Origin of the sequence: Idiomarina sp. (genome assembly GCF_048260185.1) — a bacterium.
In the GTDB taxonomy this organism is placed as follows: domain Bacteria; phylum Pseudomonadota; class Gammaproteobacteria; order Enterobacterales; family Alteromonadaceae; genus Idiomarina.
Genome location: NZ_JBLXHB010000005.1, coordinates 104,489 through 116,140, shown reverse-complemented (window position 1 = coordinate 116,140; position 11,652 = coordinate 104,489). Strand labels below are relative to the sequence as shown.

At 48.7% G+C, this 11,652-nt stretch carries 8 protein-coding genes; all 8 read right to left on the bottom strand.

Annotation, left to right across the window (positions count from 1 at the left end):
• Positions 1–5: 5 nt before the first annotated feature.
• The 8 genes from ACN0RF_RS11705 to ampE all read right to left on the bottom strand — a co-directional run bounded on the left by ACN0RF_RS11705 (position 6) and on the right by ampE (position 11,646).
• Complete coding sequence (locus ACN0RF_RS11705; protein ID WP_417439141.1) at positions 6–1,280, bottom strand: efflux RND transporter periplasmic adaptor subunit; 1,275 nt, start codon at positions 1,278–1,280, stop codon at positions 6–8.
• Between the two features lie 40 nt (positions 1,281–1,320).
• The gene (locus tag ACN0RF_RS11700) at positions 1,321–1,698 is read right to left on the bottom strand and encodes a hypothetical protein (RefSeq protein ID WP_417439140.1); all 378 of its coding nucleotides are present in this window, start codon (positions 1,696–1,698) and stop codon (positions 1,321–1,323) included.
• A 62-nt stretch (positions 1,699–1,760) separates the two neighbouring features.
• Complete coding sequence (locus ACN0RF_RS11695) at positions 1,761–3,830, bottom strand: M13 family metallopeptidase (RefSeq protein ID WP_417439139.1); 2,070 nt, start codon at positions 3,828–3,830, stop codon at positions 1,761–1,763.
• 134 nt (positions 3,831–3,964) lie between these two features.
• Complete coding sequence (lpdA, locus tag ACN0RF_RS11690; protein WP_110013590.1) at positions 3,965–5,392, bottom strand: dihydrolipoyl dehydrogenase; 1,428 nt, start codon at positions 5,390–5,392, stop codon at positions 3,965–3,967.
• A gap of 111 nt (positions 5,393–5,503) precedes the next feature.
• The gene (gene aceF, locus ACN0RF_RS11685; RefSeq protein ID WP_011233720.1) at positions 5,504–7,279 is read right to left on the bottom strand and encodes a dihydrolipoyllysine-residue acetyltransferase; all 1,776 of its coding nucleotides are present in this window, start codon (positions 7,277–7,279) and stop codon (positions 5,504–5,506) included.
• A 12-nt stretch (positions 7,280–7,291) separates the two neighbouring features.
• On the bottom strand, positions 7,292–9,964 hold the full coding sequence (gene aceE, locus ACN0RF_RS11680; RefSeq protein WP_110013588.1) for a pyruvate dehydrogenase (acetyl-transferring), homodimeric type: 2,673 nt from the start codon (positions 9,962–9,964) through the stop codon (positions 7,292–7,294).
• A 25-nt stretch (positions 9,965–9,989) separates the two neighbouring features.
• Positions 9,990–10,736, bottom strand: coding sequence for a pyruvate dehydrogenase complex transcriptional repressor PdhR (gene pdhR / locus ACN0RF_RS11675; RefSeq protein WP_417439138.1), 747 nt, complete (start codon positions 10,734–10,736; stop codon positions 9,990–9,992).
• Positions 10,737–10,821: 85 nt separating this feature from the next.
• Positions 10,822–11,646 carry a beta-lactamase regulator AmpE gene (gene ampE / locus ACN0RF_RS11670; RefSeq protein WP_417439137.1) on the bottom strand — a complete coding sequence of 275 codons (825 nt, stop codon included), beginning with the start codon at positions 11,644–11,646 and terminating at the stop codon, positions 10,822–10,824.
• Positions 11,647–11,652 lie beyond the last annotated feature (6 nt).

Here is an 11,652-nt window from a genome sequence, read left to right as displayed (position 1 = left end):
ACCTCCTAGTGGTTATGTTGTGGCGCAGGAGCGTCGTTGTCGCTGTTGTCCAGACCCAGACCTTGCAAGCTGGCCTCTGAATCCAGAAGGAATTGCCCGGAAGTGACCACTAACTCACCTTCCTGCAAGCCTTCTTCAATGGCAATTTCGTTACCAACACGCAGCCCGGTCGTCACTTCGCGCACTTCAAATTCGCGCGCTCCGGATTTTACCACCACACGGTTATTAGCTCCGGTGACAATTAAACTGGCAACCGGCACAACCACAGCGTCTTTTACTGGCTCGAGTTCAATGTGCGCGGTTGCCCACAGGCCTTCCCGCAGCCGGTCAATGGAGTCATTAACCGGAATACGAACTTTGATGGTCTGGGTTTTCGGGTCTACTTGCGGATAAATGTAGTCAATGGTGTTCATCCAGTGGCCACCGGGAAAATGCTCCGAAGAAATATGAGCCATTTGCCCGGTTTTTAACTGTTTACTGTAGCGCGCCGGAACATCAGCAAAGAACCACAGCTGATTATCCTGTGTCAGGGTCAGTAGCTTAAGCCCGGGAGACACGTACATGCCTTCCTGAATATCCAGACTGGTAATATAGCCCGACTCCGGTGCGTAGTAGTCCACCACATATTCGGTCTCGCCACCTTGCTCAAGCGCTTTAATCTGCGCCTCGCTCATTCCCAGCAAACGCAAACGTTGCTGGCCACGGCGTTTAAAGCTTTGCTGGTTGTCACCGTTGCGGATATCCGAGAGTGAATCAAGCAGTTGCAGATAGTCGTCTTGTGCAACAACCAGGTCTGGTGCGTACAGGCTGTAGAGCTTGTCGCCTTTTTCTACCCACTGACCTTCAACGTCGGCGTGTAATTCTTCTACCCAGCCTTCTGCGCGGCTGTGAATATGCCGCTGCGCAGATTCCTGCCAGCGCACCTGAGCCTGCGCCATGAGTTGCGGCTGTAAGTCTTTACGAACTGCTTTTGCGGTGGTTACCCGAATGGCCTGCTGACTGGACTCTGGCACAGTGAAACTTTTTTCACTCGCAGCCTCACTCCCTTGCTGATGCTCAGAATGGTCCTCAGCCTGGTCATCTTTAGGTTCTTTTTTAACCAAATCCATACCGCAAATTGGGCAGGTTCCCGGCTCGTCACGAACCACCTGACTGTGCATAGGGCACACATACTCGGTGCTCTGCTCGAACGGGCTGTGATCTTCTGAATGATTATGATTGTGTTCCTGAGCCAAAGTTAACAATGGGATCAGGACAAATATCGCTATCCAATAACGCATGGTATTTCCTCGAAAACGGTTTAAGACGTAAAAACTGGGCTTAAACTGTGTGTTTCGGCGGACGTATCAGCGTTTCAGTAATAACCGGAAGGTTTGAATAAAGGGGATCGGCAGCGTGCGTGGATGCTGCTGGCGAAAGTTGTTTGAATGGGTTTACCAGCGCCAGTTGACCGGCACAATGTTGCTCGCACTGCTGGCAAAAGGAGCTTTCGCTGTCGCAGTTCGATTGTTCCATCGACATATCGGACTCATCACAACAGTCATGCTGTGACATATCGTGAGATGACGAAGCACTAACGGCGTCTGGCATAGGCATAGCATGCACTGCTGGTGAGGAGAAACTCCCCACCAGCAGTGCTGTAACTAATACCCAGACAACCGTTAGTGTTTTCATATTTCCTAATACGTAGCCTGACATTTATGTCAGGTCCTATATTGCTCCTGATGTAAACATCAGGCTACTTGCGTCATACCAGTAGCTTACCAAATAGTAACGCGATTTTCAGCCGGAACGAATAGCTCGTCACCTTCTTTAACATCAAAGGCTTCGTAAAACGCCGGAACGTTCACAACGGTACCGTTCACACGATACACAGCTGGTGAATGCGGGTCACTCATAACCTGCTCACGAATAGCATCTTCGCGATACTTGCCGCGCCATACCTGAGCCCAGCCAATAAATACACGCTGTTCGCCGGTAAAGCCATCGAGAACTGGCGCTTCTTCGCCGTCTAATGACATTTTGTACGCTTCGTACGCGATGGTCAGGCCGGCTAAATCGCCAATATTTTCGCCCAGAGTCAGGTCGCCGTTAACGTTAAGGCCTTCGATAGGTTCATACTCGCTGTACTGTGCAGACAATTGCTGAGTCCGTTCCTCGAACGCTTTTTTATCAGCATCAGTCCACCAGCTTTGCAGGTTACCATCGCCATCGTATTTGGCACCCTGGTCGTCAAAACCGTGTCCCATTTCGTGACCGATTACCGCACCGATACCACCGTAGTTCACCGCCATTTCGGCGTCCATATCAAAGAATGGAGGCTGCAGAATGCCGGCCGGGAAAACGATTTCGTTACGTACAGGGCTGTAGTAAGCGTTGACTGTTTGCGGAGTCATGCCCCAATCTTCTTCATCAACAGGACCGCCAATTTTGGCAATTTCTTCCTGATAATTGAACTCAGCGTAAGCTTTGTAGTTAGCAACTAAGTCAGTTGACGAAATTTCCAGTTCGCTGTAGTCGCGCCACTTGCTTGGATAGCCGACTTTCGGGTCAAACTTCTCCAGCTTCTCTAAAGCTTTTTCTTTGGTTTCGTCCGTCATCCACTCCAGGTTACGAATCGATTGACCATAAGCATCACGCAAGTTTTCAATCAAGCCTTCCATTTTTTCTTTCGCTTCTGGCGGGAAGTACTCTTTTACGTAGACCTGCCCCAGCACTTCACCCAATACGCTATTGGTTGCGTCTACTGCGCGTTTCCAGCGCGGTTCCTGCTCTGGCGTACCACGTAAGGTTTTTCCATAAAATTCAAAACGACGCTTGCTGATGTCTTCGCTTAGCGCAGAAGCGTACTCGTTCACCAGACGGAAACTTAAATAGTCTTTCCAGGCCTGTAAATCAACGTCGTTAAATAATTCACCAAACTCTTCAAAGTACGATGGCTGACGAATTACCATTTCTTCAACGTCAGATAAGTCGGACGTATCGATGAAACGTTTGAAATCAAAGTCTGCCAACATATCAGCAACTTCATCGGCTGATTTTTTATTGTAGGTTTTATCAGCATCACGGCTTTCTACGCGACTCCACTGAATATCAGCCAGTTGAGTTTCTAGCTCCAGAATACGTTCAGCGGCGTCATCGGCATTTTCAACACCGACCATTGCCAGAATGTCCTCGGCGTATTCAAGGTAGGCGTCGCGAAACTCTTCAAACTTTTCATCGTCTTTCAGGTAATAATCGCGATCTGGCAGACCAAGACCTGACTGTGAAACATACATCGCGTTAATTTGTGGGTCTTTTGCATCCGGGTAAACATAAAAGCCAAATGGAATTGAAACGCCCCCACGGAACATGCGTGCCATATGTTCAGCAACTGAACCATGATCTTGCAGTGCCTGAATAGCGTCTAAGTCGCTTGCAATTGGTTTTGCGCCCAGCTCGTTTAGCGTTTCAACATCCATATAGGCGTTGAAGAAGTCGCCAATTTTACGCTCGTTTGTGCCTGGTTCAGGGTTAGATGAGGCTGCTGATTCGATGATGTCGCGTAAACGTTTCTGGTTTTGCTCACGTAAATCGAAAAAAGAGCCTACCGATGAACGGTCAGAAGGAATTTCGGTCTTATCAATCCAGGTACCGTTTACATACCGGAATAGGTCATTCTGCGGTTTAACGCTGTGATCAAAGTTCTCAAGTACAACGCCCGAGCTCAGTTCTTGTTTTGTTTCTTCGGCCTGCTGGGTTTGTTGTTTTGATTCTTCCTGCTGCGGAGAACAGGCGCCCAGAGTTAATGCCATAGATACGCCAAGCGCTACAGCGGTTAATTTTTTCATTGGTTGTTACCCTTTCTTTAGTGTTCGTTATTTTAACTCCACTAAACTAGCGCATTGTGAAATTCAGCGCAAAAAAAACGGCTGCATTCGCGATGAATGCAGCCGTTTTACCGATGATTTATCGTAACAAAATGTTACTTCTTCTTTTTCGCCTTAGGATTCGGCATATCGGTAATAGAGCCTTCCTGAATTTCAGCAGCCAAACCAACCGATTCGTGCAAGGTTGGGTGTGCGTGAACGGTCAACGCGATGTCTTCTGCATCACAGCCCATCTCAATTGCCAGGCAAACTTCGCCCAACAATTCACCGGCGTTGGTGCCACACATAGAACCACCAATAATACGGTTGTTCTTATCAAAGATAAGCTTAGTCATACCTTGCTGTGCGTTTGAAGCAATAGCACGGCCTGAAGCTGACCAGGGGAAAGTCACTGCATCATATTCGATGCCCTGTTCTTTCGCTTCTTTCTCAGTAACACCTGCCCAGGCAACTTCCGGGTTGGTGTACATGATAGAAGGAATGACTTTAGGTTCGAAGAAGTGCTTCTTACCGGCAATAACCTCTGCCGCCACGTGCGATTCATGAACCGCTTTGTGCGCCAGCATAGGTTGACCGACAACATCACCAATAGCGAAAATGTGATCGACGTTAGTGCGCATCTGGCTATCAACTTTGATAAAGCCACGGTCATCAACGTTCACGCCTGCTTTATCGGCGTCAATTTTGTTACCATTTGGCGCACGGCCTACAGCAACCAGTACAGCGTCGTACTTGACTGGATCTTTTGGCGCTTTATCACCTTCAAAGGTCACGTACACACCGTCTTTTTTCGCTTCAACATTGGTCGCTTTGGTATTGAGCATAATATTCTCAAAACGGCCTTTTATTTGCTTGTTGAAGTTCTTGATGATGTCGGCATCCGCTGGCGGCACCAGTTGGTCAGTCATTTCAACCACATCGACTTTAGAACCTAATGACGCATAAACCTGCCCCATTTCCAACGCGATAATACCACCGCCTAACAACAGCATTTTCTTAGGAATTTCTTTCAGTTCCAGCGCGTCGGTGGAATCCCATACGCGGTCGTCGTCATGTGGAATGAACGGCAATTTAATGGCTTGAGAACCTGCAGCAATAATAGCGTTATCAAATTTAACTTCGGTTTCGCCGTCGTCGCCTTCAACTTTAATGGTGTTGCTGCCGGTAAATTTACCGTAACCGTTAACAACTTTTACCTTGCGCATTTTTGACATCTGGCCAAGGCCACCGGTTAACTGGCCAACCACTTTTTCTTTGTGTTTGCGCAGTTTATCCAGGTCAATTTTTGGTTCGCCAAACTCAATACCTTCTTCTGCCAGGTGCTGAGCTTCTTCAATGTGCTTGGTCATGTGCAGCAATGCTTTTGACGGGATACAGCCAACGTTCAGGCAAACACCGCCTAAGGTGCTGTAACGCTCAATCAAAACAACATCCAGACCCAAGTCAGCTGCACGGAAAGCTGCTGAATATCCGCCCGGGCCCGAACCTAACACCACTACCTGTGTTGTAATTTTGTCGCTCATGTTAACCCCTTTTTTGTCACAGCCAGTTGAGCCACCGGCTGCGCTCAGTCAACGCTAAATGTGGCGCTATTGTAGCGCGAATTTTTTCGTATTTCCTACCCCAATTGGTGCTTAAAGCACCAATTTGCGGATATCTCCCAGTACACCACTTAAATAGGCAGTGAAACGCGCGGCCTCAGCACCATCAATAACACGGTGATCGTATGACAGCGATAATGGCAGAGTCAGACGTGGTTCAAACTCTTTGCCGTTCCATTTCGGTTTCATCTCATTACGGGAAACCCCAAGGATGGCCACGTCAGGAGCATTCACGATAGGCGTAAAGGCTGTACCGCCAATACCACCCAGACTGGAAATTGAGAAGCAGCCGCCTTGCATATCGGTTGCTTTCAACTTGCCGTCGCGCGCTTTCGAGCTAATTTCCACCAGCTCTTCTGAGAGCTCGTAAATGCCTTTTTTGTCGACATCACGAATAACCGGAACCACCAGACCATTTGGCGTATCAACCGCAACGCCAATGTTCACGTACTTTTTCATGTACAGTGATTCACCAGACTCTGATAAGGACGAATTAAAGGTCGGGAACTCACGCAGGCCTTTGGCACAGGCCTTCAAAATAAACACTAACGGCGTTATCTTGAAGCCTAGATCTTTCTTCTTAGCCACTTCGTTTTCTGACTTGCGGAAGTTTTCCAGCTCAGTAATGTCGGCCTCATCGAACTGTGTTACGTGAGGGATAGTCACCCAGTTACGGTGCAGGTTTGGTCCAGATTTGCGCTGAATGCGCGACAACTGAACTTCTTCCACTTCACCGAACTTGCTGAAATCGACCTTAGGCGGGTCAATAACCTGCAATCCACCGCCGCCCTGGCCTGTTGCACCAGCCACGGCTTTGGGACGGGACAGCTCGTATTTAACAAACTCCTGAACGTCTTCTTTCAGTATGCGGTCTTTAGGGCCCGAGCCTTTCACTTGCGATAAGTCGACACCGAATTCACGTGCCACACGACGTACCGCAGGTGACGCATGCAGAATGCCTTCTTTACGGTCGCTCCGCTGGCTTGGGTGATCAGGAACCGGCGGCTGGCGTTCGCTACTTGGCTTAACGCTACTACCACTGTCTTTTTTCTGGTCTTTGTCTTCAGACTTTTTGCCAGAGTCTTTATCAGATTCTTTATTAGATTCTGACTTCTCCTCTTTCGCTGAGTCTTTCTCTTCAGCTTCAGAGTCATCAGCGCCGCCGGAAACTTTCAGCTTGGCGATAACTGAGCCCTGCGACACCTTGTCGCCGACCTTCACCAGCATTTCTTCAATTTCGCCGTCTTCAGGGCAAGGCACATCCATAGTCGCCTTGTCCGTTTCCAGGGTAATTAAACCATCTTCGGCAGAAACAGAGTCGCCTTTAGAGACCAGAATCTCGATGATTTCGACATCTTCTTCGTCACCAATATCCGGTACTTCTACGTCGATAACTTTACTGCCGCCACCGGAAGATTTTTTCTCAGGTTCAGAGTCTTCATCTTTCTCTTCTTCCTGTTTATCTTCCGATTCTTCAGCTTTGTCTTTGGTTGCTTCTTCGTCCGCTTTGTCGTCGGTTTTGTCTTCAGCTTCTTCTTCGCTGTCAGACTCATCCGATTCGTCGGCTCCTCCGGAAGCCTCAATCATTGCCAGCACGTCACCTTCGCTAATGGTATCGCCAACTTTTACTTTCAGCTCGGTAATTTTACCGCCTGAAGATGCCGGGATATCCATGGAAGCTTTGTCGCTTTCGACAGTAACGATACCGTCTTCCTGCTCAACGGTATCGCCTTCACTGACCAAAATTTCAATGACTTCTACTTCTTCGCCGCCCACGTCGGGGACTTTGAGTTCGATTTGATCGGCCATCTCAGTACCTCCTTATGCTAAACGCGGGTTCAGCTTGTCAGTGTCGATATCGTAGTCTTTGATAGCTTTAGCTACCACTTTCTTATCGATATCACCTTGGTCTGCCAGTTCTTTCAGTGCTGCAACCACAATATAGTGCGGGTTCACTTCAAAGTGCTTACGCAAGTTAGCGCGGCTGTCCGAGCGTCCAAAGCCGTCGGTACCTAATACCCGGTAAGAGGTTGGTACCCAGGCGCGAACCTGATCAGCGTACAGCTTGATGTAGTCTGTTGCTGCTACTGCCGGTCCTTTCGCCTTTTTCATCACTTGCGTAATGTAGGCTTCTTTTTCTTTCTTCTCAGGGTTCAGCATGTTCCAACGGTCAGTATCCAGACCATCGCGCGCCAGCTCATTGAATGAAGTTACGCTGTAAACTGTTGAGTTCACGTCGTACTCTTCAGACAAGATTGTCGCTGCTTCACGTACTTGCTGCAAAATGGTACCACTGCCTAACAACTGAACATCGCCTTTAGCTTTGTTCTTGGCCTTCACTTTATCCAGTTCGTAAATACCTTTGATGATGCCTTCTTCGACACCTTCCGGCATTTCTGGTTGATGGTAGTTTTCGTTCATTACGGTGAGGTAATAGAAAACATTTTCCTGGTCGCCAAACATGCGTTTCAGGCCATCGTGCACGATAACTGCAATTTCATAACCGTAAGTCGGGTCATAGCTAATGCAGTTTGGCACCGTGCCAAAGTGAACCAGGCTGTGTCCGTCCTGATGCTGCAGACCTTCGCCATTGAGCGTTGTGCGACCGGCGGTACCACCAACCAGGAAGCCCCGGGTCTGACTGTCGCCAGCGGCCCAGACTAAGTCACCGACACGCTGGAAACCGAACATAGAGTAATAAATGTAGAACGGAATCATCGGCTCGTTGTTTAACGAATAACTGGTACCCGCGGCAACCCAGGATGCCATAGCACCCAGCTCGTTGATGCCTTCCTGAATCACCTGGCCTTTCTTATCTTCACGATAATAAGCCACCTGGTCTTTATCCTGCGGTGTGTATTTCTGGCCATGGTGTGAGTAAATACCCACCTGACGGAACAAGCCTTCCATACCAAAGGTACGAGCTTCATCCGGAATAATTGGCACAATACGTTTACCAATTTTCTTATCTTTTAACAGCGCGGTCAGCACGCGAACAAAGGCCATGGTTGAGGAAATTTCACGATCTCCTGAACCTTTCAGAACCGCATCAAAAGCTTTCAATGCAGGCAATTCCAGTTCTACATCGCTTTCCGGACGACGTACCGGCATATAACCACCGAGCTTCTCGCGACGCTCGTTCAGGTACTTCATTTCATCGCTGTCGTCATCAAATTTGTAGTACGGCAGGTCTTCCAGCTCTTTGTCTTCAAACGGAATATTGAAACGGTCGCGCATGTGCTTAACCGCGTCTAAATCCATTTTCTTAACCTGGTGGGCAATATTTTTGCCTTCACCCGCAGCGCCCATGCCGTAACCTTTTACGGTTTTCGCTAAAATAACCTGTGGACGACCTTTGGTGTTTACCGCTTTATGGTAAGCCGAGTACACTTTTACCGGATCGTGACCACCACGGTTAAGGCGCCAGATGTCTTCATCAGACAAGTTGGCGACCATTTCTTCGGTTTCAGGGTACTTACCAAAGAAGTTTTCACGAGTGAACTTGCCACCTTTGGCTTTAAAGTTCTGGTAATCACCGTCAACGGTTTCTTCCATTAACTGTTGCAATTTACCTTCGGTATCGCGGTACAACAGCGGATCCCAGTAGCGGCCCCAGATAACTTTAATCACTTCCCAGCCAGCGCCGTGGAAGTTGCCTTCCAGTTCCTGGATGATTTTGCCGTTACCACGTACCGGGCCATCTAAGCGCTGCAGGTTACAGTTAATAACAAAGGTCAGGTTGTCCAGCTCTTCGCGAGCGGCCAGGCCAATAGCACCTAAGCTTTCTGGCTCATCGGTTTCACCGTCTCCTAAGAAGCAGTAAACGCGTTGCTTAGAGCAGTCTTTAATGCCGCGGTCCGTAAGATACTTAAGGAAACGGGCTAAATAGATAGCCTGAATTGGACCTAAGCCCATAGAAACCGTCGGGAACTGCCAGAAGTCCGGCATTAAGTTCGGGTGCGGATAAGAAGGTAAGCCTTTACCGTCGACTTCCTGACGGAAGTTATTGAGTTGCTCTTCGGTCAAGCGTCCTTCAATGAAAGCACGACCATAAATACCGGGTGACACATGGCCCTGAATAAACAGGAAGTCACCCCCGTCACCTTCACTCGGTGCGCGGAAGAAATGGTTGAAGCCAACATCGTACAACATGGCTGAAGAAGCGAAACTGGCAAGATGGCCACCCAGCTCTTCGCCTTTTTTCGATGCCCGCAACACCATCATGGCGGCATTCCAGCGAATAGCTGAACGAATGCGCGATTCCAGCGTCTGGTTACCCGGCATAGTAGGTTCCTGGCTGGCAGGAATGGTATTCAGATATGCGGTGGTTGGCTTATAGGGTAAATAAGCGCCATTGCGACGAGCTTTGTCGACCAATTGTTCTAACAGGTAGTGCGCTCTTTCCGGGCCTTCGGCCTCAAGCACCCCCTCAAGAGCGTCTAGCCACTCCTGAGTTTCCTGCTGGTCGACATCTTTGTTTAATTCTTCACTCATAGCTATTCCTTACCTTTTTATCAATTCAGGAACGTCGTAGCGAACGTTGAATGCGTGACTGTTCTTTGCCTAAGTCTAACAGTGTCTGTTCAATATAGGCCAAATGTTGGTGACACGCATCCCGCGCTTGCTCCGGTTTACCGGCAACAATGGCACTAACCAGCTGCTGACGGTGTTGATTCAATTTTCCCAGCAAGTCGTCACGACCCGCCAGTATTTCCAGGTTCTGCCTAATATTTTCGGCCAGTAATTCCTGCATGCCATGGATGACATGCAACAAAATAACGTTGTGCGAAGCCTCCGCAATACGGTGATAGAACTCCACTATTGCGTTGACCTGATCATCGATGCTGTTAGCCCGGCTATTCTCTAAGTCTTTTATACTCTCGGAAATCCGATCCAGATCGGCGTCGGTGCCTCGTAATGCCGCATAAAAAGACGAGATGCCTTCCAGCGCATGACGGAACTCGAGCAAATCAAATTGCGACTCTGGATGTTTGGCCAGTAATTCAAATAAAGGTTCGGTCAGTTGCTCATTCATGCTGTTAATAACATAAGTACCACCGCCCTGCCGACGCTCTAAAACACCCTTTGCTTCCAGTTTTTGAATGGCCTCACGCAACGACGGGCGTGACACATTGAACTGCTGAGCCAACTGTCGTTCTGACGGAAGTTTTTGCCCGGCACCAAGCCGTCCGTCCACGATCATCTGCTCAAGGTGAGCGACGATAGTGTCAGATAACTTCGTTTGTTTTATGGGTAAATCCGGCATAACGGTAAATTGGTCAGACCAAATGATGCGGTTATTCTAAATCATTTACCCGCTGAGCCCAAATTTTTCTCAGCTGGTACAACCTCTAGTTCACCCAACCCGTTAAGGTTAAGGCGGCAATAACACACACCCAGAAAATCTGCTGGCGCCGCATTAAGCGTAACTGACAAGCAATGTGCTCGGTTCCGTCGTCGGGGTGCTGAGGGCTGTCTTCTGCTTTGCTGGCGACATTAAAAAGCAGTTTATCCGGGTCGACCTGCGGGTTCAGGCTGTGCTTGACCCAAACCGGAAACGCCCGCGAAAAATGCCCCACAATTAATAAGCCAAACCCGGCTAATCGAGCCGGAACCCAGTCTGCAAACCACATAAATTGCTGCCAGGGTTTAGTCGACTCCTGTTCACTTAATTGCTTCTCGGCGTAACGCAGACTGGCATATACCAGAGCACCGAAACTGCCAAACAGCACAAAATAGAACATCACCGCAATATATTGCCGATAATTGATCCAGATTAACGAGTCACTTAACTGCTTTGGTTGATGATGCCCGGCAAATTCAGTTAATGCTTGTTGATGTTCATTTACCTGTTGTTCATCGCCCCGGTTTGCGGCTTTTAAATACGCTTTATAGCTTTTGCGGGCCGGCTCGCAATTGAGCGCCAGCAGTAAAGACAAGATACTGACAATAAAGGTCACCATCAGGTTGTCCAGCAACATCACCAGAAAACCGACAGCCAAAGCAGGAACCAGCAGGCGAACCAGTTGCAGTGGCTCACTTTCCCATTTTTCGTTCGTAAGCCGTGCCGCACTCCAGTGTTGCCAGCGTTCCAGAAAAAACGACCAGTGCAAAAAGGCCGGGCTGTGATACAAACGCTCAACGCTTAATGCAATCAGCAACGCAATGAGGACCATTCATGA

What these genes read in the sequence shown, in the direction of transcription:
- ampE (WP_417439137.1), bottom strand. Translation starts at nt 11,646, where the DNA reads ATGGTCCTCATTGCGTTGCTGATTGCATTAAGCGTTGAGCGTTTGTAT.
- ACN0RF_RS11705 (WP_417439141.1), bottom strand. Translation starts at nt 1,280, where the DNA reads ATGCGTTATTGGATAGCGATATTTGTCCTGATCCCATTGTTAACTTTG.
- ACN0RF_RS11700 (WP_417439140.1), bottom strand. Translation starts at nt 1,698, where the DNA reads ATGTCAGGCTACGTATTAGGAAATATGAAAACACTAACGGTTGTCTGG.
- aceE (WP_110013588.1), bottom strand. Translation starts at nt 9,964, where the DNA reads ATGAGTGAAGAATTAAACAAAGATGTCGACCAGCAGGAAACTCAGGAG.
- ACN0RF_RS11695 (WP_417439139.1), bottom strand. Translation starts at nt 3,830, where the DNA reads ATGAAAAAATTAACCGCTGTAGCGCTTGGCGTATCTATGGCATTAACT.
- lpdA (WP_110013590.1), bottom strand. Translation starts at nt 5,392, where the DNA reads ATGAGCGACAAAATTACAACACAGGTAGTGGTGTTAGGTTCGGGCCCG.
- aceF (WP_011233720.1), bottom strand. Translation starts at nt 7,279, where the DNA reads ATGGCCGATCAAATCGAACTCAAAGTCCCCGACGTGGGCGGCGAAGAA.
- pdhR (WP_417439138.1), bottom strand. Translation starts at nt 10,736, where the DNA reads ATGCCGGATTTACCCATAAAACAAACGAAGTTATCTGACACTATCGTC.